Below are 21,791 nucleotides of genomic sequence, written 5' to 3'. Positions count from 1 at the left end.
GGACGAGGTTGGCCACGACATTCACCCGCCCCCGTCCTTCGAGGCTCCGGCTTTCCCTGCGCGCCTCAGGATGAGGGCTAGTCGTTGTGCTATCGTTTTGGGGGCATTGAGGTAATGGCGAGCCCGTTTGGCAACTTCGATGGCGAAAACTCCATCGCGGGACACCCACTCCAGCCTCATCCTGAGGTGCGAAGCCCGGCAAGGTACAGCCTCGAAGGACGGGGCTGGCCACCTCACGACTTAGCCGCAACCGGTCCACGCTTTGACAATCCCGGCAACCCCTCATAGTCGAGCGCTATAAGCGCTTCCTTCTTGCGCCGCGACCAGCCCTTGATCTGGCGCTCGCGGGCGATGGCATCGATAATGCGGTCATAGGTTTCGGTGAAGACGAGCTCGACGGGCAGGCGCTTGGCGGTGTAGCCGTCGTACACACCAGCACTGTGCTCCCATAAGCGGGCCTCGATATTCTGCTTGGTCAGCCCGGTGTAATAGGCGCCGTCGCGGCATCTCAGAATGTAAACTTCCATCGCGTGCCCCCCAACCGCGGCTTAAATCTACCATAGCGGGTGTTTCAGTTGCAACCCGCCCTCGTCCTTTGAGGCTCCGGCTTCGCCTGCGCACCTCAGGATGAGGGCTGATGTTTGCGCCAGCCTGTTTTCGCGACGAGCCGCAGCTTATATATCGCGACGATCCCGAATCCCCTGCCCCACTCCAACCTCATCCTGAGGTGCGAAGCTCGCTAGAGCGCAGCCTCGAAGGACGAGGTTGGCCACCGCCTAACCCGCCCCGTTCTTCGAGGCTCCGGCTTCGCCTGCGCACCTCAAGATGAGGGCTGATCGTTTGTGCCAGCCTGTTTTCGCGAGGAGCTGCGGCGTCTGTATCGCGACGATCCTGACGACCTGCCGCACCACCCACTCCAACCTCATCCTGAGGTGCGAAGCTCGCTAGAGCGAGCCTCGAAGGACGAGGTTGGCCACCGCCGCACCACTGCCAACTCCGACCCGCTTGCCGCACCGGCATTTTGGACTATCCTCTTTGTCTCAGCGAAGGAGGATCGCGCCATGGCCTTCATTCATACGCCCCATGCATCCGAGAACGACAAGACCGCGTCGATGTACGCCTCGGCAGAGGCCAGCTACGGTTATCTGCCGAACATGTACCGCGCCTTCGGGCACAGGCCGGAGGTGATGGAGCATTGGGGAGCGCTGTTGTCCAGTATTCGCAGCCATATGACGCTGAGGCGCTATGAGCTGGTGACGCTGGCTGCCGCGCGGGAGCTCAAGTCGTCCTATTGCATGCTGGCCCATGGTTCCGTGCTGCTGCGCGAGGGCTTTACCAATGACGGGCTGGCGGCGACGGCGGATGGGGCTGAGAAGGCGCCGGTCGATGCGGCCGAGCGGGCGATCATGGCGTTTGCCGCCAAGGTGGTGCGCGATGCCACGACCGTCACCCAGCAGGATGTCGATGCCCTGAAGAAGCACGGGCTTTCGGACGCGGAGATCTTCGACATCACCGCCGCTGCGGCTGTGCGCTGCTTCTTCTCAAAGATGCTCGACGCGCTCGGCGCCGCGCCAGACCACGTTTACGCCGAACGGCTCGATCCCAATCTGCGCAAGTCGCTTGCCATCGGACGGCCGATCGACGGGCTCGTCTGAGGCTGCAATCGCCACCGTCTTCTTCACCATCCAGCGGCTGTAGCCAGTTCGTAGAGCGAGTGGCTTTTCTCGCTTAGGTTTGCCCGATCATGCAACACTGACGGGAGGAAAAGATGGCGAGCTGCAAGGATCCAAACGGCGATACCTGGGAGATTTATAACGGCGCTGACGGGTGGCGTTGGCGGCGGACAGCATCAAATGGCCGGATTGTCGCCGCGTCATCTCAGGGCTATTCGAACCGCAGCGATTGCATCGACAATGCACGCCGCAGCGGGATGACCTGCAATCCTGTGTAAGCGGCATGCTTATTCACCCTGCATTTGTCGCCCTGATACAATGCGGCCGAAGCAGCACTTATACTTGGCGGACCAAAGCCATTCACTGCGCGGACACGCAGTGAATGGCTAGCCGTTTTGGGCGCGAGGACAAGATAGCAGCAACCCCACGTCACATCGGCGACCGGTCTTATCGGCCGTGCCGCCTCGCCAGCGCAATCACTACAGCACCGGCGGCAGCCACCAGCGCGCCCCAATAGATCCACGGCGTCTGGTCGATCATGAAGCTCTCGGCGGGATAGGGGAAATAGCCGCTACCCTGCCCGATCCAGACAAGACCGACCAGCACCAGAAGCGTGCCAAGCACATAGGCTGCCTTAACCATCATCGGTCTCCTTGAAAATCATTGCTGCGGGGTGTCGGCGAAGTGGCGCATGGCGAATTCGGCGACGCGCTGGTTGGAGCTGTCGGCATCGGCAAGCAGATGCGGGAAGAGCTGCCAGCCGTGGATCAGGCCCGGCCAGACCTCAAGCGTCACCTCGACACCTGCCGCCTTCGCCTTGTCGGCAAGCCGCAGGGTGTCGTCGAGCAGCGCTTCGCTGTCCGAGACCTGCAGGAAGAGCGGCGGCAGGCCGGAAAGATCGGCAAAGAGCGGTGAAACATCTGGGTTGTCAGGCGCCGTCGCGCCGAGATAGGGCTTGGCCAGCGCCTCGATCCCAGTCTTGGTGATGACGGGATCGGTGGCGGCATTCGACGTCATCGAGACGCCGCTGGCGGAAAGATCGGTCACCGGGCTGAGCGCAATGACGGCGGCGGGCAGCTGGCGGCCGGCCCTCTTCTGGCGCAAAACGGCCTCGATCGCCAGATTGGCGCCGGTGCCATCACCGGCGAGGATGATGTTGCCGCTCTCGTAGCCGTTTTCCAGCATCCAGCGATAAGCGGTCCTGATATCGTCGATCTGCGCGGGATAGCGGCCCTCGGGGACCAGCCGGTAGTCGATCACCAGCACATCCGAGGAGGCAGCCTTGGCGAGAGAACCGGCCAGCAGCCGGTGGGTGCGCGGCGAGCCGCCGTGGAAGCCGCCGCCATGCACATAGAGGATGCCGCGGCGGCCGAGCGGGTGGTGAAGACGGGCAGGCCAGATGAGGTCAGCCTCGACGCCATCGGCATCCATGTGACGGATCTGCACGCGCGCGGGCTCCGGATTACCAGCCATGAAACTACGGAAGGCCGCGGCGCGTTTTTCCGGGGTGGCAGCATCGGCGAAATGCTCTTTCCAGTGCCCGGCCAATTCCTCGACCTGCTGTTTCGATTGCGCGCTCTGCGGCGGGATGTCGGCGGCACCGGCATCCGCCGCAACCAACAAGCCCGGCAGCAGTGCCAATGCAAACCCGGCCGCCCTCACGCCAGCTGCTGCAGACAATAACCGGTCACGCATTCATCCCTCCGAAACCAAACGGCCGCCCTGCCCGATCATCGGACAGGACGGCCGCAGAAGTCAAAGGCTTGCTGCGTCTTCCGGTCAGTCTTTCGGAAAATCAGCGCCGATGCTGGTTTCCTTCCAGGCTTCGACGAGCGCCAGACGCTCGGCAAGCTTCCTGGTGACCGCCTCGTAGCCGAAGGCGCCGAGCACGAGGTGGCGCGGCGCCTTCTCGACTTGCGTGATCTTGATCATCGCTTCTGCAGCGCGCACCGGATCGCCCGGCTGCTGGCCGCTATAGCCCGCCGTCTGCTTCATCCGGCCGGCAGCGGTCTCGGCATAGTCGCCAATCTTGCTCTCGGTCTGGCGCAGCGAACGGCCGGCCCAATCGGTGCGGAACGGTCCGGGCTCGACACAGGTGACCTGGATGCCGAGGGCCGCCGTTTCGGCAGCGAGCGAATCCGAGAAGCCTTCGACGGCATGCTTGCTCGCCGAATAATAGCCCGAGGCCGGGAAGCCGATGAAGCCGGCAACCGAGGTGATGTTGATGATATGGCCGCGGCGTCGGGTGCGCATGCCGGGAAGCACGGCGCGGGTCATGGCGAAGAGGCCGAAAACATTGGCTTCGAACTGATCGCGGATCTCCTTGTCGTCGCCTTCCTCGATCGAGGACTGGTAGCCGTAGCCGGCATTGTTGACGAGAACGTCGACGCGGCCGAAGCGCTCTTCGGCAGCCTTTACGGCAGAAGCAATCTGTCCCTGGTCGGTGACGTCGAGCGCGACGGCGAGCGCATTGTCATGGCCTTCGGCGAGATCCGCGACGCGGGCCTTTTCGCGGGCGGTGACGATGGTCGGCCAGCCGCGGGCGATGGTGAGTTTGGCCAGCTCGCGGCCAAAGCCTGTCGAGCAGCCGGTAATGAACCAGACGGGGGCGTTGTCTTGGGACATGGTCTATTCCTGATCTTTGGGAAGTGCCTCTGGGAGGCTGGAGGTAACAGGATTGATGTAGGGCAAAACGGCGAAATTTCCAGATTACTCCGCCTTGATCGCCTCAATCAGCGCCCGGAAGCCGGCCGACATGTGGCGGCGGCTGGGATAGTAGAGGTAGAGCGGCTCCTCCGGCTGGCACCAGTCGTCGAGCACCTTGATCAGGCGCCCGGCGGCGACATGCTCGGCGACGCGGTTTTCCCAGACATAGGCGAGAGCAACGCCGCCGAGGGCCGCTTGCGTCATCAGCTCGTGATCGTCGAGCGACAGCGGCCCGTTCGGGTTGAAGGTGATCGCCTGCCCTTCGCGCTCGAAATCCCAGGGGTAGCGCACGCCTGAGGGATACATGTTCTGGATACAGAGATGGCGCTTCAGATCATGTGGCGTCAGCGGCTTCGGCCGATGCTCGAAATAGGCGGGCGAGCCGACGACGGCGAGACGCAGGCGCGGGCGGATGCGCAGCGCGATCATCCCCTCCGTGACGCGCTCACCGAAGCGGATGCCGGCATCGAAGCCTTCCTCGACGATATCGACCAGCCGGTCGGTGGCGCTGATCTCCAGCTGCAGATTGGGGTTCTTCGACAGGAACGGTCCGATGATATGGCCGATGACGAATGGGGCGATAGAATTGGCGACATTGAGGCGCACCTTGCCGAAGGGCGTGTCGCGAAACTGGTTCAGCGCATCGAGCGCAGAGCTGATCTCACCGAAGGCGGGATCGAGATGCGATTTCAGGAGTTCGCCCGCTTGGGTCAGCGAGACACTGCGGGTGGTGCGGTTGAGCAGCCGGATGCCGATCCGCTCTTCGAGATTGAGCACCGCATGGCTGATCGCCGAAGCCGTCACGCCCCTTTCCTCGCCTGCCTTGCGGAAGCTGAGATGCCGGGCAACGGCGGCGAAGGCCGCCATTTCGGAGAGATCGGTCGCACGCATTGATGAATTTCACTCAGCATAATTCGGAAAATAGCGAATCTTATGCATGAGCTGCTTTCAGGTCAAATTCTCCTCACCGGCACAGAGAAACCGGCACTCACAACGAAGAGAGATCTGAAAGGATACGTTTCATGAAAGTCTGGTTCATCACTGGTGCATCCCGCGGCTTTGGCGCGCTGATGACCAAGGAAGCGCTTGCCGCAGGCGACGCCGTCGTCGCCACTGCCCGCAATCCCAAGACCGTCATCGATGCTATCGGCGACCACCCCAATCTGCTGGCTACCGCACTCGATGTCACCGACGAGCGACAGGCGCAGGAAGCGGCGGCAGCGGCCGTCCAGCGCTTCGGCCGCATCGACATTCTGGTCAACAATGCAGGATACGGATTGCTCGGCGCCGTCGAGGAAGCCACCACTGAAGAGATCGAGAAGATTTATGCGACCAATGTCTTCGGCCTGTTGAAGGTCACCCGTGCGGTGCTGCCGCATATGCGCCGTCAGCGCTCGGGCCATGTCCTGAACTTCTCGTCGATCGGCGGCTATGCCGGCTATCCCGGCTGGGGCGTCTATGGCTCGACGAAATTCGCGGTCGAAGGTCTTTCGGAATCGCTGGCGACGGAGATCGAGCCGTTCGGCATCAAGGTCACGATCGTCGAGCCCGGCTTCTTCCGCACCGATTTCCTGGCCGACAATTCGCTGTCGATCAGCCCGGCCTCGATCCCGGATTATGTGGGAACGCCGGCCGGCAACATGCGGGACTTCGCCGCCAGCGCCAATCACGCCCAGCCCGGCGACCCCGCGAAATTCGCGGCCGGTATCGTGACGCTGGTGAATGCCGAAAACCCGCCGCTGCGCATGCCCTTCGGCAGCGATACGGTGGCCAAGCTTAGCGAGAAGAATGCCTTTGTCGAGCAGGAGCTTTCCACCTGGCGGTCGCTGGCCGTCTCCACCGACTTCGCCGCCTGAGGCAGATCGCCTGACCGAAAACGCCGCCCGTTTATGACGGGCGGCGTTTCTCGTCTCAGCCGATATCGATCACCAGCTTGCCCTTGGCCTGGCGCTCCTCGATCAGGCGGTGAGCCTCGGCGGTCTCATCGAGCGTGAAGCGGCGGGCGTCGAGGCGCGGCGCCAGCTTTCCGGCTTCGGCCAGCCTGGTTGCCTCCTGCATGATCTCGCCGTGGTGCTCGCGGCCCTCGCCGGTGAGTAGCGGCAGCAGCGTGAAGACGCCGGAATAAGTGGCCGCCTTGAAGGAAAGCGGAGCCAGCGCATGCGTGCCCCAGCCAAGGCTGGTCACCACATGGCCGAAACGCTTCACGGCCTTGAAGGCGGCATCGAGCCCTGCCCCGCCAACGGTGTCATAGACGATATCGAAGCCCTTGCCGCCGGTATATCTCGCCACATAGTCCTCGACGCTTTCGGCGGTGTGATCGATCGGGGTCGCACCGAGGCTGCGGATATAGTCCGCCTTGGCAGCACCATCGGCAGCGTAGACGTCAGCGCCGAATGCCTTGGCGATCTGCACTGCGACATGACCGACGCCGCCTGCACCGCCGAGAACCAGCACCGTCTGGCCGGACTTCACGGCAGCGCGGTCGACCAGCCCTTCCCAGGCGGTGATGAAGACCAGCGGCAAGGCAGCGGCTTCGCGCATCGTCAGGTTAGCGGGCTTGATCGCCAGCAGACGGGCATCGACGGCAGCGAATTCCGCCAGAGAGCCCTGCACGCCGCCGACACCGCCGGTCATGCCATAGACTTCGTCGCCGGGGCGAAAGCCGGAAACGCCCTCGCCGATCTCCTCGACGATACCGGCGAGATCGATGCCGAGAATGGCAGGCAACGGCTGGCGGGCATGTTCTGCGGCACCGGCGCGGATCTTAGTGTCGAGCGGATTGACGCCGCTTGCCTTGATGCGCACCAGCACTTCGCCAGCACCCGGTTTCGGGCGGGCGATCTCGGCCAGGCGGAACGGTGCATTGTGGTTTTCGAGGATCAGGGCTTTCATCGTGTTCATGTCGGTCACTCCGTTTTCGATGAGCGGATGATCCTCCCAACACGATTGAATGAAAATCAAAGATATCGCATGATCTCCATTCATTATTGAATGAGGCGATCATGGAATGGAGCGACGTCAGGATCTTTCTCGCGATTGCCCGCGAAGGGACACTGGGTGCGGCCGCCCGCAGGCTCGGCCAGACACAGCCGACCATGGGGCGGCGGCTCAAGGCGCTGGAGGCTGCGACCGGTCACATGCTGTTCCAGCGAACGGCCGACGGATTCGTGCTGACAGACGAGGGCAGCATCGTTCTGCAGCATGCGTTGAGGATGGAAGAGGAGGCCGTTGCGCTGGAGCGGCAACTGCAGGGCAGCACGCGATCACTTGAGGGAATGCTGCGGATTTCATGCTCGGACTGGTTCGGCCTTCACATGCTGACGCCTGTCCTGGCGGAATTCTCGCTGGCACATCCGAAGGTCTCGGTAGAATTGCTGACGCATGCGCGGCTCCTCAACCTGTCCCGGCGCGAGGCCGATCTGGTGTTTCGCATCCGGCCATTCACCGAGCCGGAAGTGATCTCACGCAAGCTGATGCATATCGGCTATGGACTTTACGTCGCGAAAGGCACCCCTCACCCAACGGCAGGCGACGGCAGCGGCTTTGCCATTGTCACCATGGACGAGGCCTTTGCCGAGATGCCCGATGTGCATTGGGTGACCCGCATGTTCCCGAAGGCGACGATCACCATGCGGAGCAACAATCGCGATGTGCAGGCAGCGCTCTGCGCCCGCGGTGCTGGAATGGCCGTTCTGCCGCGGCCGCTCGGCGACTGTTTTGAAGGCTTGGAACGCGTCGACGTTCCGGAGGCGCCGCCGGGGCGCGATACATTCCTCGGCTATCATCGCGATCTGAAGCGACTGCCGAGGCTGAGGGCCTTCATGGATGTGGTGATCAGCCGGTTGGCGACAACCAGCTGATCACTGGGCGGTGACTTACTGCAGGGTGCGGATCGGAGCCTGCTGCACAGCGTGGCCCGGAGCTGCTGGCGCGCCATTGCCATCGAGGCCGGTTGCGACGACTGCGACACGGAACTTGCCGTCGAGATTGCGGTCGAAGATCGCGCCGACGACGATATCGGCATCGTCCTGAACTTCGTCGCGGATGCGGCTTGCCGCTTCGTCGACTTCGAACAGCGTCATGTCGGAACCGCCGGAGATCGAGATCAGCACGCCCTTGGCGCCCTTCATCGAGATGTCGTCAAGCAGCGGGTTGGCGATTGCCGCTTCTGCAGCCTTCATGGCACGGCCTTCGCCTGCCGCTTCGCCTGTGCCCATCATCGCCCGGCCCATGCCGCGCATGACCGACTTGACGTCGGCGAAGTCGAGATTGATCAGGCCTTCCTTGACGATCAGATCGGTGATGCAGCCGACGCCGGCGTAGAGAACGCGGTCGGCGGTCATGAAGGCGTCGGCAAAAGTCGTCTTGGCATCGGCAATGCGGAACAGGTTCTGGTTCGGGATAACGATGACTGTGTCGGCTGCCTGGCGCAGCGCCTCGATGCCGACATCGGCCGTGCGCATGCGGCGGTTGCCTTCGAACGTGAAGGGCTTGGTGACGACGCCGACGGTCAAGATGCCTGCCTGGCGTGCCGCGTGGGCGATGACCGGTGCGGCGCCCGTACCGGTGCCGCCACCCATGCCGGCGGTGACGAAGCACATGTGGGAGCCGGCCAGATGGTCCATGATCTCGTCGATCGATTCCTCGGCAGCCGCATGGCCGACCTCAGGCAGCGAGCCCGCGCCAAGGCCTTCGGTGACATGCGCACCAAGCTGGATGCGGCGCGAGGCCTTGGAGGTGGCGAGCACCTGGGCATCGGTATTGGCGGCGATGAAATCGACACCCTCAAGATTTTCTGCGATCATGTTGTTGATCGCATTGCCGCCACCGCCGCCGACGCCGATGACAGTGATACGCGGCCGCAGTCCCGAAATGCCGCTCTTGGCGTCGCTCATCGTATTCTCCTTTGATGCCTCACTCATGCCCCGCCCTCGTGCGGAACAGCGAATCGAGTGTAAGGCTAAAGGCGCAAGAAGGCAGAGGCGGGGCGAAAGAACAAGATGCAGCCGCTCCGAAAGAAAATTCGGAACCTTTTTCACCGCTGCGCATTATGACGGATTCATGTCATCTTTATCATCATCATTGCCAACGGAGAGGAGTACCGCTGAGATGCCTAGCATTGCCGCACGCCAGACCGTCGCCCCACCCCACGAGCATACGCTTACTGTTCAGGAAGCGCTGGAGCCGCTGTTCCTGGCGCTGGAACAGGAAGTCGAGATCAAGATGGTGGCTGCTGCGTTGCGCGCCGGCTGGTCGGCCGAGGATGCTGTCGCAGCAATCGATGAGCTGCGCCGCACCGAACTCGTCGACGGCGCAACTGCGCACTAATTTGGGCGCTCGTGAAAAATTGTCATTCGCCATCGCGTGCGAATGACCTAAGTCTAACGCGACGATTACATCTTCGCGGAGACCTCCCTCAATGTCCTTCAAATCGATCTGCGTTTACGGCGCCGGTGCGCTTGGCGGCGCTATCGCGGCTAAGCTGGCGTCTACGGATAGCGGCGTGACCGTTTCGGCGGTGGCGCGTGGCGCACATCTCAAAAGCATCCGCGAAAACGGCTTGCGGCTGTTCGAGGCCGGCAGCGAAACACCGATTACGGTGCAGATCACTGTTACGGACGATCCCTCCACCCTGCCCCCGCAGGATCTGATCATTACCGGCCTCAAGGGGCACCAGCTCGGCGATGCCGCCGAAGGGATCGCCATGCTCCTCAAGCAGGGAACGCGGGTGATGATGATCCTCAACGGCATTCCCTGGTGGTACTTCCACCGCGACAGCCAGAGCCCGCATGCCGAACTGCAGTTCGAGGAACTCGACCCGGCCGGGCGGCTGTGGCGGCTGATCGGCCCGGAGCGCGTCATCGGCTGCGTGGCGATGCAGGGCGCCGAGGTCGTCAGGCCGGGCGAAATCCAGCTGTCGAACAATGGCCGCTACATCCTTGGCGAACCCTCCGGCGAAATGAGCGCCGATCTTGAAGGCATCAAGAGCCTGCTGACGGGCGCCGGGCTGAATGTCTCCACAACCCCACGCATTCGCGACGACATCTGGAACAAGCTGACCGGCAACGCCGCCTTCAATCCGCTGAGCGCACTCACGCGCGCCCTGATGACCGATATCATGGCCGACCCGGCGCTTTACGGCATGGTCGGCAAGATCATGAACGAGGTTCGTGCCGTTGGAACCGCGCTCGGCGCCACATTCTCGATCACCATCGAGGAACGTCTCGAGCAATCGCGCCATATCGGCGCCGTCAGAACCTCGATGCTGCAGGATCTTCTCGCCGGCAAGGCGCTGGAGATCGTGCCGCTGAGCGGCATGGTCGTGTCTCTGGGCCGCCTTGCGGCAGTTCCGACGCCGGTGTCCGAAGTGGTGCTTGCGCTGACCTCGCAGCTCGATATCGAGAACAGACGCACAATCTAGCGCGGACCTCCGATTTAGCCGCATGGCTTCTGACCTGTGCCATTTATTCTTTTCATATATGACACGCGGCTGCCCGGAATGGATTTCCTACGCCTGGCAGCCGTAACTTCTGCGGAGAATGCAGAGGTAATCCCATGCGCAACGTCATGCCTGCCAATCCGCTTCGCGACCGGCCGCGCCGAGCCGTCAAGGCCCACGCCATGCGTGAACGGCGCACGGCCCAGGTGCTGATGCTGTTCGGCGTCATTCTTGCCTGCGTCGAACTCTATGTGATCGTCAGCTGGATCTGAGCCCCTGGATGCGATCCAATCTCTCGCTGCGCCTTTCCGGCGCCATCACCCCGCTTGTCACCCCTTTCCGCCACGGCGCGCTGGACATCAAGGCACTCGAGATGCTGGCCGAATGGCAGATCGCCAGCGGCATTGGCGCGCTTGCGGTTGGAACCGTCACCGGCGAAGGCCCGGCGCTTTCGCAGGCCGAGCGTGAAACGGCTCTCTCGACGGTGCTGCGCGTTGCCGATGACCGCATTCCCGTTCTTGCCGCGACCGGCACCAACTGCACGGCGCAGACCATCGAGGCGACGCAACGGGCCGAAGCGCTCGGCGCCAGCGCGGCGCTGGTCACCGTCCCCTACTATTCGAAGCCGGGGCAGAAAGGCATTCTGCATCACTTTGGCGAACTGGCAGCAGCCACCAACCTGCCGCTGATCATCGTCAACGATCCCGCGCGGACGGCCTCGCTCCTTCTGCCATCGACGCTCGACGTGCTTTCTGCCGATGGCACGATCTTCGGCCTGCTCGACATCGAGGGCGATATGGCAACGCTCGCCTGCTACCGAGATCGCCTTCATCTCTTCACGGGCAATGCGCTCGGCGCTCCGGCCTTTCTTGCCTGTGGCGGCGACGGCGTGATTGCGCCTGTCGGCAATGTGCTTCCGAAACTCGTGACCTCGCTTCAGCATGCCGCGGCCTGCGGCAACCTGCCTGCGGCGCTCACGCTTGCCGATCGCATGACGGCGCTGATCGATGCCATCGGCGACGACCCTGCCTGCATCAAATATGCGCTGAGTGCCTATCCGGGCATTTGCGCAGACGTGCGCCCGCCGCTCGTTGCCGCCGACGACGCAGCAAGAGAGGCGGTCGCCGCGGCGCTGATGCCCTTCGCCGCCACGCCGAAACGCGCATTATCCCTATGACAATCTTATACATTCGGCCACGGCGCCGAATGGAAAGGCAATCCGTCTCTTCATAGATTTGGACGGTAAGCCAGACATCTCGAAAGGACATATCGATGTCACGTCTTTCTTCCGGCGCGTCCGCCGATCCGCTTCAACGCAACACCGCGCCGGCCCGCTTCACCATCGGCAGGAACAGGCGCGGACAGTGGATCGTTGCCGACCGCGACGGGCTGGTCGGCGGCCTCTTCATCAACGAGGCCGCCGCCCTTCATTTCGCTGCCGCTGAGTGCAATCACAACCCCGCCGAGATCTACCGTGCTGCAGACGGGATTGTGACGGAACTCAGCGTCTTCGACGCGACAGAGCCCCGGCTGCATTGAGGACGCAGGCTCCCGTTGTGCCAAGACGGGAGCCTTCCCGCACAGGCTGCCAAACTTTTCTTTAACTGGCACAGACTAAGATTGCCGTCGGACAGCAGCCAGTTTTTGAGACCGATGACCAAGCCGAATTTCCGCTTCAAGCACTACGACCTTCACGAACAGCGCGCCGGAACGATCGTCGAGGTGGCGCTGAATGCGGTCAACAATGTCCGCCTGATGACGGCGCCGCAATTCCAGCGCTTCACCGAAGTTCTCGATTTCAAATATATCGGCGGCGTCGCCAAGAAATCACCGGTCAAGATGGTGATCCCCGACAGCGGCCACTGGCACCTGATCGTCGATATGGAAGGCCATCACGGGCTGGCGGAATCCGCCGTCAAGGTGATCGCGGCGCCTGGCGCTCAGAAGAAGGCTTCGTAAAGCCGCCACCCGGCTGGTTCAGCGCGGATTGCGCTCTTTGCGGAGCTTGGACCACCATTCCAGCCGTTTGCGGATCTCGCGCTCGAAGCCGCGCTCCGGCGGATCGTAGAAGTTCTTGCGGCCCATCTTTTCCGGAAAGTAGTCCTGACCCGAAAAGGCGTCTGGCTCATCGTGGTCGTAGCGATAGCCGTCGTTGTAGCCCTCATCCTTCATCAGTTTGGTCGGCGCATTCAGGATGTGCTTCGGCGGCAGCAGCGAGCCGTTTTGCTTGGCGGCCATAGTCGCAGCCTTGAAGGCGGTATAGACGGCGTTGGATTTCGGTGCCGTTGCCAGATAGACGCAAGCCTGCGCCAACGCCAGTTCGCCCTCCGGGGAACCGAGGTAATCGTAGGCGTCCTTGGCAGCGTTGCAGATGACCAGCGCCTGCGGATCGGCAAGGCCGATATCCTCCACGGCCATCCTCACCAGCCTTCGTCCGAGATAGAGCGGATCCTCGCCGGCATCGAACATGCGCGCCAGATAGTAGAGCGCTGCATCGGGATCGGAGCCGCGAACAGATTTGTGAAGCGCCGAAATCAGATTGTAGTGGCCGTCCTGCGCCTTGTCGTAGACCGGCGCCCGGCGCTGGACGATGCGCGTCAGTCCCTCGGTATCGAAGAGCTCGCCCGGCCTTGCCGCACGCCAGACCTCCTCGGCCAGCGTCAGGATCGCCCGGCCATCGCCGTCTGCCATGCGCAGCAGGCTTGCCCGCGCGTCATCGGTCAGCGGCAGCGGCTTCTGCTCGACGGCCTCAGCGCGCGTCAGCAGTTCGCTGAGGCTCTCCTCGCCATGCGACTTGAAGGTCAGGACGCGGGCACGCGACAAGAGAGCGGCGTTGAGTTCGAAGGACGGGTTTTCCGTGGTGGCGCCGACGAGAATGACCGTGCCGTCTTCCATGACCGGCAGGAAGCTGTCCTGCTGCGCCCGGTTGAAGCGATGGATCTCATCGACGAAGAGCAGCGTCTGGCGTCCATCCATCCGCCGCAGCCGCGCGGTTTCGAATACCTTCTTCAGATCGGCGACGCCGGAGAAGATCGCCGAAATCTGTTCGAAGGCCAGCCCCGCCTCGCCGGAGAGAAGCCGGGCCACTGTGGTCTTGCCGGTGCCGGGCGGTCCCCAGAAGATCATCGACCCCAGCGACCCGCTTTCGATCATCCGCCTGAGAACGCCGTCCTCACCGGTCAGATGTTCCTGACCGGCAACCTCCGAGAGCGTCTGCGGCCGCAGACGATCGGCAAGAGGCCGCCGGTTGGCGACCTCGTCTGGAACGCGTGGGGCGAACAGATCATTGCTCATCGGAAGAACTGCCTGATCCGCTGGCCGTCACGCTCGATCTCGACACGCCAGAGGCCCGCATCGTCGGCAGCGATCTGCGACAATTGCTCGGTCGTCTGCACCGGCGTGCCGTTGATGGCGACGATGATGTCCTTCGGCTCGAACCCGAGACGGGCGGCCGGAGAGTCTTCCTTGACCTCGGAAACGACGACGCCTGATGATTCCGTCGGCATACGCAGCTCGTCGGCGACGCGCGGCGACAGGTTTTCGACGACGGTGCCGGTAAAGGGCGTGCGGCCGCCAATGGTGCGCTGGTCGCGCGGCGAGGTTTCAGGGGCGCGATCGAGCTTCAGAGCCACTTCCTGCTCGCCGCCGTTTTCGACGACGCCAAGCTTGACGGTGTTGCCGAGGCCGGCCGTTGTCAGGCGGTAGAGAAGCGCATCGGGATGCTCGACGGGAATACCGTTGACGGCAGTGACGATCTCACCGGCTTTGAGACCGGCCTTCTGCGCCGGGCTGCCATCGGTGACCTTGACGATCAGCGCGCCACGGGCCTTGTCCAGGCCGAGCGCCTCGGCGACCTCTGACGTCACGGCATCGAAGGTGGCGCCGACATAGGGCCGCTCGAAGGATTTCACGCCGGCATCGGCCGAGGTCAGGAAGACCTTGACGAGATTGGCCGGGATAGCAAAGCCGATGCCGTTGGAACCGCCGCCGCGCGAGAAGATCGCGGTGTTGATGCCGATCAGCTCACCCTTCATGTTCATCAGCGCGCCGCCGGAATTGCCGGGGTTGATCGAGGCATCGGTCTGGATGAAGAAGCCGAACTCGTTCTTGACCACCTGGTTGCGGGCGAGCGCCGAGACGATGCCTGAGGTCACCGTCTGGCCGACGCCGAACGGATTGCCGATCGCCAGAACGAGATCGCCGACTTCGACCGCATCGGAGTTGCCGATTGGCAGCGTCGGGAAATTGGCCTTGGTCTCGATCTTCAGGACGGCGAGATCGAGGCGGTCATCGCGCAGTACCACCTTGCAGGGAAACTCGCGCCCGTCCGACAGCGCTACCTTGATGTCGTCAGCACCTTCGATGACATGGTTGTTGGTGACGACGGTGCCGTTTGCCTCGACGATGACGCCGGAGCCAAGCGAGGACTGCTTCTCGGAGCGGTTCGGCATCTGCTGGCCGAAGAACTGCTCGAAGAAGGGATCGCCGGCGAAAGGTGACTGCCGCTGAACGGTCTTCTCGGCATAGACATTGACGACGGCGCCTGACGTCTGCTTGACCAGCGGCGCGAAGGACAGCTGCATTTGCATCTGGCTCTGCGGCACGGCTTTCGCGTCCTCTGCGTGAACGCCAAGCGGCAGGAGCACGGCGAGCGCAAAGAGCGGGACAAACGAACGTTTCGACAGGCCTAGCATCGTATTTCCTTCTGAAATGCTACAAGGATCAGTGTTGTAACGCCGGACGCTAGAAAGGAAAGAGGGCGGAAGCATGGAAGAAGCGAGCACGCGAAAAAGCAATTGAGGAGCCTGCCACATTGATTCAGGAAATGCGCATATGAGCCTGATAAGCCAAGCGAAAACATGGGCCAAGTCACTCAAGCGTGACATTGTCGCTCTGTGGCTCGCAGCACGCGATCCGCGCGTCCCCTGGCATGCCAAAGCCGTTGCCAGCGCGGTCGCCGCCTATGCGCTGTCGCCGGTCGACCTCATCCCGGATTTCATCCCTGTTCTTGGCTATCTCGACGACATCATCATCGTGCCGCTCGGCATTCTGCTGGCGGTGCGGCTCATCCCGCCGCCACTGATGGCCGAACTTCGGGCGCAGGCGACAGAGCGTGCGGAACGCCCGGTCAGCCGCACCGGATTGATCTTCATCCTTGCCGTCTGGGCTTGCTGCATCATCTTCCTGATCCGGGCGTTCCTCTGAGCGCCGTAACCGCAAACAGGAATCCACTGCATGAAAGCCACCGCTATCGCCCTCGCCTTCATCCTCTTCCCGATCTTCGCACCGCTCGCCCATGCCGCAAGCTTCGACTGCGATGCCAAGGAACTGAAGCCCGACGAGAAGGCGATCTGCGACAACCGGGCGCTCAACGACGCAGATGTGAAGATGGTCACCACCTTCGACCTGCTATCCGGCCTGCTCGCCATGGGCTCGCGTGGCACGCTGCAGGACGAGCAGACCGCCTGGCTGAAGAAGCGCCAGGAATGCCAGGCGGACGCGGCCTGCATCAAGGCGGTCTATGACGAGCGGCTGAAGCAGCTTGGCGAGACGTATAAGAATATCAACAGGCCGCTTTAGTCATCAGCTGCCAATATGGGCTCGGATTGTAGACATGACAGCCGAGAGCGTCGCATCGGGCAACCGGCCGATCCTGTCGATCTGTCCCGTCTCGACAGTCGCAATCTTGGCCGGACGGACGACAGACGGCGCTGGCAGGCCGGCGGCATGATGATCGTCGATCGCGACGTCTCCAACCCACGGGCGGTTTTCTGCTGAGGTGATCATCACGGCCCACACCAACGCCTCGTTCTCTCCGAGGGTGCCAGCCGAAACGACCAGCGCCGGGCGGCGCTGGCGCGTGTCGCGGTCGGTGTAAGGGAAAGGCACCCTTACGATGTCGCCCTGCTCAAAGATCGGCATAGGCCTTCCGGTCAGCTTCGCTGTCCCACTCGGAGAAGGTCGCGAACGGATCGTCGGCAAGCGGCTCAGCTGCGCGCGATATCACGACACGGTTTTCATCCTCGAGCGTATAGACAATGGAATCGCCTTCCCGAAGGCGCAGTGCAGAACGCACAGCCTGCGGAATGGTTGTCTGTGCTTTGCTCGTTATCTTGCTTGTGATCATTGCTCACCTCTCGATGAATGTAAGGAAGTTCCTTACCGATAGCAATGCGTGGCCATCCGAAGCAAGCAGCCTAGGCCTGCTGCTTGCCGCTCAGCGATGCAAGCACCTCAGCAATAACCCCAGTCGCCTCGCGCAAGCGCTGCTCGCCAAACTCACCGCCATGCCGATCCGCCCATTTCGCCTGGCGTCCTTGTATGTCGCTGAGGGTCACTCTGCCCGCCTCGGTCAACTCCATGAGTTTCGCCCGCTGGTGCGCGGGGTTGTCGCGATAGGCGATCAGGCCCTCGCCTTCGAGAAGATCGGCAACACGCTGCACGCCCTGCCTCGCCAGACCCAAGGCGCGGGCTGTATCGGCTACCGACATCGGCGCATGGTCGGCTGCGGCCAAGACTTGCCAGCGGGCGCTGGTCTGGCCCGCTGGCCTGGCGAGCGTGTCGCCTTCCGCCTGCAGATGTCCCGCAAGCCGCAATACCGCGATCGAGAACTCTGCGAACGCATCGCCCTCGGCTGTTCGTTTCGATTTCATATTGACAATATGTTGTCCATTTTCAATAATGACAATATATTGTCATATTAGATTTGAAATAGCAAGGGAGAGAGGCGATGAAGAAGACCTATCACGGAAGTTGCCATTGCGGCCGGATCAGCTACGAGGCCGATATCGACCTGCAGGCCGGTACGGGGAAATGCAACTGCACGATCTGCTGGAAGCGCCGCTACTGGGGCACCAACATCAAGCCGGAGGATTTCAGGCTGACCTGTGAGGAGGCAGGCATCGGCGACTACCAGTTCGGCAGCATGTCCGGGCATCACCGCTTCTGCACCACCTGCGGCGTGGCACCCTATGGCCACGGCTATGTCGCAGAGGTCGGCGGCGACTACGTCTCGATCAATCTCGCCTGCCTCGATGACGTCGATCCGTCGGAACTTGCAGAGGCTCCGCTGCAGCATTTCGACGGCCGCAATAACAGCTGGTGGAACACGCCTGCCGAAATACGGCATCTCTGAAAAAGAAAAGAGCAGCTGACTCTTAATCAGCTGCTCTCACGTTCAACTAAAACCGGATCGCGTTACTCAGGCAGAATGCGAACCGCACCGCGATCGGCGCTGGTTGCGAAGGCCGCATAGGCCTTCAGAGCCGTGGTCACATTGCGCTTGCGGACTTCAGCCGGGCGCCAGCCCTTGGCTTCCTGCTCGGCGCGGCGTGTTGCCAGCTCGGCATCGCTGACGCGCAGGCTGATCGTGCGGTTCGGGATGTCGATATCGATCATGTCGCCCGGCTGCACGAGGCCGATGGTGCCGCCATTTGCGGCTTCCGGCGAGGCGTGGCCGATCGACAGACCCGAGGTACCGCCCGAGAAGCGGCCGTCGGTGATCAGCGCGCAGGCCTTGCCGAGGCCCTTCGACTTCAGATAGCTGGTCGGATAGAGCATTTCCTGCATGCCCGGTCCGCCCTTCGGTCCTTCGTAGCGGATGACGACGACATCGCCGGCAACCACTTCGTTGCCGAGAATGGCCTTTACCGCGGCATCCTGGCTTTCATAGACCTTCGCCGGGCCGGAGAATTTCAGGATCGATTCATCGACGCCTGCGGTCTTCACGATGCAGCCGTCGAGCGCCAGATTGCCCTTCAGAACGGCAAGGCCGCCATCCTTGGAGAACGGGTGCTGGGCGTCGCGGATGACGCCCTTCTCACGGTCGAGATCGAGTTCGTCCCAGCGGGCGCTCTGGCTGAAGGCAACCTGCGTCGGCACGCCGCCGGGGGCTGCGCTGAAGAGCTTCAGGGCGGCCGGATTGTCGGTGACCGAGATGTCCCACTCGGCCAGCGCATCGCCAAGCGTTGGGGCATGGACGGTCGGCAGGCCTGCGTTGATCAGGCCGGCGCGGTTCAGCTCGCCGAGGATCGCCATGATGCCGCCGGCGCGGTGGACATCTTCCATGTGGACGTCGGATTTCGCCGGCGCGACCTTCGACAGGCAGGGCACACGGCGCGACAGGCGGTCGATGTCTTCCATGGTGAAGTCGATGTCGCCCTCATGGGCAGCCGCCAGGATGTGCAGAACGGTGTTGGTCGATCCGCCCATGGCGATATCCAGCGCCATGGCGTTTTCGAAAGCGCCCTTGCTGGCGATGGTGCGCGGCAGTGCCGTGGCATCGTCCTGCTCGTAGTAACGCTTGGCGAGTGCCACGACGCGGCGGCCGGCTTCGAGGAAGAGTTCCTTGCGGTCCGAATGGGTGGCGAGTGTCGAGCCGTTGCCGGGCAGCGACAGGCCGAGCGCTTCCGTCAGGCAGTTCATCGAATTGGCGGTAAACATGCCGGAGCACGAACCGCAGGTCGGACAGGCCGAGCGTTCGATGACCTTGACGTCTTCGTCGGAAACCTTGTCGTCGGCAGCTGCGACCATGGCGTCGACGAGGTCGAGCGCGTGGGTCTTGCCGTTTAGCACGACCTTGCCGGCTTCCATCGGGCCGCCGGAGACGAAGATCGTCGGGATGTTGAGGCGCAGCGACGCCATCAGCATGCCGGGGGTGATCTTGTCGCAATTGGAGATGCAGACCATGGCGTCGGCGCAATGCGCGTTGACCATGTATTCGACGCTGTCGGCGATCAGCTCGCGCGACGGCAGCGAATAGAGCATGCCGTCATGGCCCATGGCGATGCCATCATCGACGGCGATGGTGTTGAATTCCTTGGCGACGCCACCGGCCGCCTCGATTTCGCGGGCAACCAGCTGGCCGAGGTCCTTCAGGTGGACGTGGCCGGGAACGAACTGGGTGAAGGAGTTCACCACCGCAATGATCGGCTTGCCGAAATCGCTGTCCTTCATCCCCGTGGCGCGCCAAAGGCCGCGCGCGCCCGCCATGTTGCGGCCGTGGGTCGTGGTTCTCGAACGATAGGCTGGCATCGGTGTGTTCCTCAAAGTGCCGGATTTATCTGCGATATAGGGCGGCAAAGCTGTTTGCTGGCCGACGATCGCCGTATTTTGGAATTGTCCTAATCCAATCGGCAGGGCCTGTCACTACCGGCAAGGGCAAATCCGGTACGGCGCACCAAGGCGTCTATCGGGCATATACGGAGCGAGGGAGCCTTTTGTTACAGGCTATTCCTTCACATCCGAACACAAAAAATTGGCTTTCCGTCAGGCTGGTTCAAGGCCTAGACACTAATCTGAAAACGCCCATCATGCGTTTAAAGAGATATTTGGGCCGCCCCCAGCCCAGGAGGTTTGAAATGCCGACCTACCGCCCCCCGAAAATCCGCTCGTCGGAGATCACCCCGCATCAGGTCTACCTGCGCCGCCGCGAGTTTCTCGGCGCTGCGACGCTCGGCGCCATGGCGCTCTACGGCGCCGGAAAGGCGAGTGCCGCAGCGCTCAACGCCGTCGACAGCAAATATACGGTCGATGAGAAGACGACGCCGCTGAAGGACATCACGACCTACAACAATTTCTATGAATTCGGCCTGGACAAGGGCGATCCCGCAGCACTCTCGGGTGACTTCAAGCCCCTGCCCTGGACCGTCAAGGTCGATGGCATGGTCAACAAGCCCGGCACCTTCGATCTCGACGCGCTGATGAAGGAGTTCCCGATCGAAAGCCGCACCTACCGGATGCGCTGTGTCGAGGCGTGGTCGATGGTCATCCCCTGGGACGGTTTTCCGCTGGCTGCTCTGCTGAACAAGGTCGAGCCGCAAGGAAGCGCCAAATACGTGGCCTTCGAAACCGTCGTTCGTCCTGAAGAGATGCCGGGACAGAAGGGCATTTTCCAGTCGCTCGAATGGCCCTATGTCGAAGGCCTTCGCCTCGATGAGGCGATGAACCCGCTGACGCTGCTCGCCGTCGGCCTCTATGGCGAAACGCTGCCGAACCAGAACGGCGCGCCGATCCGCCTCGTGGTTCCCTGGAAATATGGCTTCAAGGGCATCAAGTCGATCGTCCGCATCACGCTCACCGACCAGCAGCCGAAGAACACCTGGCAGGTCACCAACGCCCAGGAATACGGCTTCTATGCCAATGTGAACCCGGCCGTGGATCACCCGCGATGGAGCCAAGCCACCGAACGGCGGATCGGCGAGAGCGGCTTCTTCGGCGCCAGCCGCCATCCGACGCTGCCCTTCAACGGCTATGCCGACGAGGTCGCCAGCCTCTATTCCGGCATGGATCTGAGGGCGAATTTCTGATGGCGGGTCTGTCGTTCAGTCTGCCGAAGCGCTGGCAGCCTGCCTCCGTCTGGGCGCTCTACGCCATCGGCCTGCTGCCCGCCGTCTGGACCTTCTATCTCGGCGCCAGCGACCAGCTGGGCGCCGACCCGGTCAAGACCTTCGAACTCTTCCTCGGCCTCTGGACGATCCGCTTCCTGATCCTGACGCTGGCGGTCTCGCCGGCGCGCGATCTGTTCGGCTGGAACTACCTGCGATACCGCCGCGCACTGGGACTGCTGACCTTCTATTACGCGCTGATGCATTTCACCGTTTACATAGTGCTCGACCAGGCGCTGGATCTGTCCGCGGTTCTGGATGACGTCTTGAAGCGGCCCTTCATCATGTTCGGCATGGCGGGGCTCGCCCTGCTCGTACCGCTCGCCGTTACATCTAACAATTTCTCGATCCGCAAGATGGGCATGAAATGGATCTGGCTGCACAGGCTGATCTACATCATCGCCGCCGCGGGTGCCTTGCACTTCGCGCTTTCAACCAAGATCCTCGACCTCGAGCAATATATCTATGTCGGCCTGATCATCCTGCTGATCCTCTACCGGTCCTGGCGGCCGATCGCCAGGAGCCGGAAACGGGCGACACAAGGGCGCCAGAGAGGGCGGACTGCAGCGACTGTGAGCTAGCGGCGAA

28 protein-coding genes are annotated in these 21,791 nt (G+C 62.5%); 15 read left to right on the top strand and 13 right to left on the bottom strand.

Features of this window, described 5'->3' with window-relative positions; genetic code table 11:
• Positions 1–233: 233 nt before the first annotated feature.
• Entirely contained in the window at positions 234–527 is a 294-nt protein-coding gene (locus tag AC1DIJ_RS30575; RefSeq protein WP_112387919.1) for a GIY-YIG nuclease family protein, read from the bottom strand.
• A gap of 534 nt (positions 528–1,061) precedes the next feature.
• Between AC1DIJ_RS30575 and AC1DIJ_RS30570 the strand changes: the two genes are divergently transcribed.
• Both AC1DIJ_RS30570 and AC1DIJ_RS30565 read left to right on the top strand, forming a co-directional pair.
• Positions 1,062–1,655 carry a carboxymuconolactone decarboxylase family protein gene (locus tag AC1DIJ_RS30570; protein WP_112387918.1) on the top strand — a complete coding sequence of 198 codons (594 nt, stop codon included), beginning with the start codon at positions 1,062–1,064 and terminating at the stop codon, positions 1,653–1,655.
• A 113-nt stretch (positions 1,656–1,768) separates the two neighbouring features.
• Positions 1,769–1,951: a DUF1508 domain-containing protein gene (locus AC1DIJ_RS30565; RefSeq protein ID WP_112387917.1), complete on the top strand. Its 183-nt coding sequence runs from the start codon at positions 1,769–1,771 to the stop codon at positions 1,949–1,951.
• A gap of 169 nt (positions 1,952–2,120) precedes the next feature.
• On the opposite strand, the gene AC1DIJ_RS30560 is transcribed toward AC1DIJ_RS30565, so the two are convergent.
• The 4 genes from AC1DIJ_RS30560 to AC1DIJ_RS30545 all read right to left on the bottom strand — a co-directional run bounded on the left by AC1DIJ_RS30560 (position 2,121) and on the right by AC1DIJ_RS30545 (position 5,270).
• Positions 2,121–2,315, bottom strand: coding sequence for a hypothetical protein (locus AC1DIJ_RS30560; protein ID WP_112387916.1), 195 nt, complete (start codon positions 2,313–2,315; stop codon positions 2,121–2,123).
• A gap of 18 nt (positions 2,316–2,333) precedes the next feature.
• A complete protein-coding gene (locus tag AC1DIJ_RS30555; RefSeq protein WP_112387915.1) occupies positions 2,334–3,368 on the bottom strand; it encodes an alpha/beta hydrolase in 1,035 nt (344 codons plus the stop codon).
• Positions 3,369–3,452: 84 nt separating this feature from the next.
• The gene (locus AC1DIJ_RS30550; protein WP_112387914.1) at positions 3,453–4,298 is read right to left on the bottom strand and encodes an oxidoreductase; all 846 of its coding nucleotides are present in this window, start codon (positions 4,296–4,298) and stop codon (positions 3,453–3,455) included.
• Between the two features lie 84 nt (positions 4,299–4,382).
• A complete protein-coding gene (locus AC1DIJ_RS30545; RefSeq protein WP_112387913.1) occupies positions 4,383–5,270 on the bottom strand; it encodes a LysR family transcriptional regulator in 888 nt (295 codons plus the stop codon).
• Positions 5,271–5,401: 131 nt separating this feature from the next.
• Here AC1DIJ_RS30545 and AC1DIJ_RS30540 point away from each other — a divergent pair, with 131 nt between their 5' ends.
• Positions 5,402–6,235: an oxidoreductase gene (locus tag AC1DIJ_RS30540; RefSeq protein ID WP_112387912.1), complete on the top strand. Its 834-nt coding sequence runs from the start codon at positions 5,402–5,404 to the stop codon at positions 6,233–6,235.
• A 55-nt stretch (positions 6,236–6,290) separates the two neighbouring features.
• Here AC1DIJ_RS30540 and AC1DIJ_RS30535 read toward each other — a convergent pair whose 3' ends face one another.
• A complete protein-coding gene (locus AC1DIJ_RS30535; RefSeq protein WP_477831754.1) occupies positions 6,291–7,280 on the bottom strand; it encodes a zinc-dependent alcohol dehydrogenase family protein in 990 nt (329 codons plus the stop codon).
• A 101-nt stretch (positions 7,281–7,381) separates the two neighbouring features.
• Here AC1DIJ_RS30535 and AC1DIJ_RS30530 point away from each other — a divergent pair, with 101 nt between their 5' ends.
• Positions 7,382–8,239 (top strand): LysR family transcriptional regulator, encoded by an 858-nt coding sequence (locus tag AC1DIJ_RS30530; RefSeq protein ID WP_112388157.1) that lies wholly within the window; start codon positions 7,382–7,384, stop codon positions 8,237–8,239.
• Positions 8,240–8,254: 15 nt separating this feature from the next.
• On the opposite strand, the gene ftsZ is transcribed toward AC1DIJ_RS30530, so the two are convergent.
• Positions 8,255–9,274 carry a cell division protein FtsZ gene (ftsZ, locus tag AC1DIJ_RS30525; protein WP_112387911.1) on the bottom strand — a complete coding sequence of 340 codons (1,020 nt, stop codon included), beginning with the start codon at positions 9,272–9,274 and terminating at the stop codon, positions 8,255–8,257.
• Between the two features lie 214 nt (positions 9,275–9,488).
• Between ftsZ and AC1DIJ_RS30520 the strand changes: the two genes are divergently transcribed.
• From AC1DIJ_RS30520 to AC1DIJ_RS30495, 6 genes are all read left to right on the top strand, one after another.
• Positions 9,489–9,707, top strand: a complete 219-nt coding sequence (locus AC1DIJ_RS30520) for a hypothetical protein (RefSeq protein ID WP_112387910.1) — start codon at positions 9,489–9,491, stop codon at positions 9,705–9,707.
• 91 nt (positions 9,708–9,798) lie between these two features.
• Positions 9,799–10,800, top strand: a complete 1,002-nt coding sequence (locus AC1DIJ_RS30515; protein WP_112387909.1) for a 2-dehydropantoate 2-reductase — start codon at positions 9,799–9,801, stop codon at positions 10,798–10,800.
• A 134-nt stretch (positions 10,801–10,934) separates the two neighbouring features.
• Positions 10,935–11,090 (top strand): hypothetical protein, encoded by a 156-nt coding sequence (locus tag AC1DIJ_RS30510; protein WP_162705965.1) that lies wholly within the window; start codon positions 10,935–10,937, stop codon positions 11,088–11,090.
• 8 nt (positions 11,091–11,098) lie between these two features.
• A complete protein-coding gene (locus tag AC1DIJ_RS30505) occupies positions 11,099–11,995 on the top strand; it encodes a dihydrodipicolinate synthase family protein (RefSeq protein WP_112387908.1) in 897 nt (298 codons plus the stop codon).
• A gap of 95 nt (positions 11,996–12,090) precedes the next feature.
• Positions 12,091–12,357, top strand: a complete 267-nt coding sequence (locus AC1DIJ_RS30500) for a hypothetical protein (RefSeq protein ID WP_112387907.1) — start codon at positions 12,091–12,093, stop codon at positions 12,355–12,357.
• Between the two features lie 114 nt (positions 12,358–12,471).
• Positions 12,472–12,777 carry a DUF1883 domain-containing protein gene (locus AC1DIJ_RS30495; RefSeq protein ID WP_112387906.1) on the top strand — a complete coding sequence of 102 codons (306 nt, stop codon included), beginning with the start codon at positions 12,472–12,474 and terminating at the stop codon, positions 12,775–12,777.
• An 18-nt stretch (positions 12,778–12,795) separates the two neighbouring features.
• Here the strand turns inward: AC1DIJ_RS30495 and AC1DIJ_RS30490 are convergent, their stop codons facing one another.
• Positions 12,796–14,112, bottom strand: coding sequence for a replication-associated recombination protein A (locus AC1DIJ_RS30490; protein ID WP_112387905.1), 1,317 nt, complete (start codon positions 14,110–14,112; stop codon positions 12,796–12,798).
• Positions 14,109–15,512, bottom strand: a complete 1,404-nt coding sequence (locus tag AC1DIJ_RS30485; RefSeq protein WP_112387904.1) for a DegQ family serine endoprotease — start codon at positions 15,510–15,512, stop codon at positions 14,109–14,111. Before AC1DIJ_RS30485 ends, AC1DIJ_RS30490 begins: the two co-directional genes overlap by 4 nt.
• 139 nt (positions 15,513–15,651) lie before the next feature.
• Between AC1DIJ_RS30485 and AC1DIJ_RS30480 the strand changes: the two genes are divergently transcribed.
• Both AC1DIJ_RS30480 and AC1DIJ_RS30475 read left to right on the top strand, forming a co-directional pair.
• A complete protein-coding gene (locus tag AC1DIJ_RS30480; protein WP_112387903.1) occupies positions 15,652–16,023 on the top strand; it encodes a YkvA family protein in 372 nt (123 codons plus the stop codon).
• A 30-nt stretch (positions 16,024–16,053) separates the two neighbouring features.
• Complete coding sequence (locus AC1DIJ_RS30475; RefSeq protein ID WP_112387902.1) at positions 16,054–16,398, top strand: lysozyme inhibitor LprI family protein; 345 nt, start codon at positions 16,054–16,056, stop codon at positions 16,396–16,398.
• Positions 16,399–16,401: 3 nt separating this feature from the next.
• On the opposite strand, the gene AC1DIJ_RS30470 is transcribed toward AC1DIJ_RS30475, so the two are convergent.
• From AC1DIJ_RS30470 to AC1DIJ_RS30460, 3 genes are all read right to left on the bottom strand, one after another.
• Positions 16,402–16,740 carry a type II toxin-antitoxin system PemK/MazF family toxin gene (locus AC1DIJ_RS30470; RefSeq protein WP_112387901.1) on the bottom strand — a complete coding sequence of 113 codons (339 nt, stop codon included), beginning with the start codon at positions 16,738–16,740 and terminating at the stop codon, positions 16,402–16,404.
• On the bottom strand, positions 16,727–16,945 hold the full coding sequence (locus AC1DIJ_RS30465) for a type II toxin-antitoxin system PrlF family antitoxin (protein WP_112387900.1): 219 nt from the start codon (positions 16,943–16,945) through the stop codon (positions 16,727–16,729). The genes AC1DIJ_RS30470 and AC1DIJ_RS30465 overlap by 14 nt, the downstream gene beginning before the upstream one ends.
• Positions 16,946–17,015: 70 nt before the next feature.
• A complete protein-coding gene (locus AC1DIJ_RS30460; protein ID WP_112387899.1) occupies positions 17,016–17,471 on the bottom strand; it encodes a MarR family transcriptional regulator in 456 nt (151 codons plus the stop codon).
• A gap of 77 nt (positions 17,472–17,548) precedes the next feature.
• Here AC1DIJ_RS30460 and AC1DIJ_RS30455 point away from each other — a divergent pair, with 77 nt between their 5' ends.
• Entirely contained in the window at positions 17,549–17,953 is a 405-nt protein-coding gene (locus AC1DIJ_RS30455; protein ID WP_112387898.1) for a GFA family protein, read from the top strand.
• Positions 17,954–18,015: 62 nt separating this feature from the next.
• Here AC1DIJ_RS30455 and ilvD read toward each other — a convergent pair whose 3' ends face one another.
• Positions 18,016–19,851: a dihydroxy-acid dehydratase gene (ilvD, locus tag AC1DIJ_RS30450; protein WP_112387897.1), complete on the bottom strand. Its 1,836-nt coding sequence runs from the start codon at positions 19,849–19,851 to the stop codon at positions 18,016–18,018.
• A 326-nt stretch (positions 19,852–20,177) separates the two neighbouring features.
• Between ilvD and msrP the strand changes: the two genes are divergently transcribed.
• On the top strand, positions 20,178–21,125 hold the full coding sequence (gene msrP, locus AC1DIJ_RS30445) for a protein-methionine-sulfoxide reductase catalytic subunit MsrP (protein ID WP_112387896.1): 948 nt from the start codon (positions 20,178–20,180) through the stop codon (positions 21,123–21,125).
• Positions 21,125–21,784: a protein-methionine-sulfoxide reductase heme-binding subunit MsrQ gene (gene msrQ / locus AC1DIJ_RS30440; protein ID WP_112387895.1), complete on the top strand. Its 660-nt coding sequence runs from the start codon at positions 21,125–21,127 to the stop codon at positions 21,782–21,784. The genes msrP and msrQ overlap by 1 nt, the downstream gene beginning before the upstream one ends.
• The last annotated feature ends 7 nt before the right edge of the window (positions 21,785–21,791 follow it).

It is taken from the genome of Rhizobium sp. 10N427 (genome assembly GCF_056394605.1).
Note: the sequence above shows the minus strand (reverse complement) of the source record. Positions and strands in the feature narration are given on the sequence as shown.

Coding starts and splice junctions, on each gene's coding strand:
- AC1DIJ_RS30485 (WP_112387904.1), bottom strand. CDS start 15,512: ATGCTAGGCCTGTCGAAACGTTCGTTTGTCCCGCTCTTTGCGCTCGCC.
- AC1DIJ_RS30455 (WP_112387898.1), top strand. CDS start 17,549: ATGAAGAAGACCTATCACGGAAGTTGCCATTGCGGCCGGATCAGCTAC.
- AC1DIJ_RS30530 (WP_112388157.1), top strand. CDS start 7,382: ATGGAATGGAGCGACGTCAGGATCTTTCTCGCGATTGCCCGCGAAGGG.
- AC1DIJ_RS30460 (WP_112387899.1), bottom strand. CDS start 17,471: ATGAAATCGAAACGAACAGCCGAGGGCGATGCGTTCGCAGAGTTCTCG.
- AC1DIJ_RS30560 (WP_112387916.1), bottom strand. CDS start 2,315: ATGGTTAAGGCAGCCTATGTGCTTGGCACGCTTCTGGTGCTGGTCGGT.
- AC1DIJ_RS30545 (WP_112387913.1), bottom strand. CDS start 5,270: ATGCGTGCGACCGATCTCTCCGAAATGGCGGCCTTCGCCGCCGTTGCC.
- AC1DIJ_RS30500 (WP_112387907.1), top strand. CDS start 12,091: ATGTCACGTCTTTCTTCCGGCGCGTCCGCCGATCCGCTTCAACGCAAC.
- AC1DIJ_RS30490 (WP_112387905.1), bottom strand. CDS start 14,112: ATGAGCAATGATCTGTTCGCCCCACGCGTTCCAGACGAGGTCGCCAAC.
- AC1DIJ_RS30570 (WP_112387918.1), top strand. CDS start 1,062: ATGGCCTTCATTCATACGCCCCATGCATCCGAGAACGACAAGACCGCG.
- AC1DIJ_RS30535 (WP_477831754.1), bottom strand. CDS start 7,280: ATGAACACGATGAAAGCCCTGATCCTCGAAAACCACAATGCACCGTTC.
- AC1DIJ_RS30495 (WP_112387906.1), top strand. CDS start 12,472: ATGACCAAGCCGAATTTCCGCTTCAAGCACTACGACCTTCACGAACAG.
- AC1DIJ_RS30540 (WP_112387912.1), top strand. CDS start 5,402: ATGAAAGTCTGGTTCATCACTGGTGCATCCCGCGGCTTTGGCGCGCTG.
- AC1DIJ_RS30565 (WP_112387917.1), top strand. CDS start 1,769: ATGGCGAGCTGCAAGGATCCAAACGGCGATACCTGGGAGATTTATAAC.
- AC1DIJ_RS30520 (WP_112387910.1), top strand. CDS start 9,489: ATGCCTAGCATTGCCGCACGCCAGACCGTCGCCCCACCCCACGAGCAT.
- AC1DIJ_RS30555 (WP_112387915.1), bottom strand. CDS start 3,368: ATGCGTGACCGGTTATTGTCTGCAGCAGCTGGCGTGAGGGCGGCCGGG.
- AC1DIJ_RS30470 (WP_112387901.1), bottom strand. CDS start 16,740: ATGCCGATCTTTGAGCAGGGCGACATCGTAAGGGTGCCTTTCCCTTAC.
- AC1DIJ_RS30505 (WP_112387908.1), top strand. CDS start 11,099: ATGCGATCCAATCTCTCGCTGCGCCTTTCCGGCGCCATCACCCCGCTT.
- ftsZ (WP_112387911.1), bottom strand. CDS start 9,274: ATGAGCGACGCCAAGAGCGGCATTTCGGGACTGCGGCCGCGTATCACT.
- msrP (WP_112387896.1), top strand. CDS start 20,178: ATGCCGACCTACCGCCCCCCGAAAATCCGCTCGTCGGAGATCACCCCG.
- AC1DIJ_RS30550 (WP_112387914.1), bottom strand. CDS start 4,298: ATGTCCCAAGACAACGCCCCCGTCTGGTTCATTACCGGCTGCTCGACA.
- AC1DIJ_RS30510 (WP_162705965.1), top strand. CDS start 10,935: ATGCGCAACGTCATGCCTGCCAATCCGCTTCGCGACCGGCCGCGCCGA.
- AC1DIJ_RS30465 (WP_112387900.1), bottom strand. CDS start 16,945: ATGATCACAAGCAAGATAACGAGCAAAGCACAGACAACCATTCCGCAG.
- AC1DIJ_RS30480 (WP_112387903.1), top strand. CDS start 15,652: ATGAGCCTGATAAGCCAAGCGAAAACATGGGCCAAGTCACTCAAGCGT.
- AC1DIJ_RS30575 (WP_112387919.1), bottom strand. CDS start 527: ATGGAAGTTTACATTCTGAGATGCCGCGACGGCGCCTATTACACCGGG.
- AC1DIJ_RS30475 (WP_112387902.1), top strand. CDS start 16,054: ATGAAAGCCACCGCTATCGCCCTCGCCTTCATCCTCTTCCCGATCTTC.
- ilvD (WP_112387897.1), bottom strand. CDS start 19,851: ATGCCAGCCTATCGTTCGAGAACCACGACCCACGGCCGCAACATGGCG.
- msrQ (WP_112387895.1), top strand. CDS start 21,125: ATGGCGGGTCTGTCGTTCAGTCTGCCGAAGCGCTGGCAGCCTGCCTCC.
- AC1DIJ_RS30515 (WP_112387909.1), top strand. CDS start 9,799: ATGTCCTTCAAATCGATCTGCGTTTACGGCGCCGGTGCGCTTGGCGGC.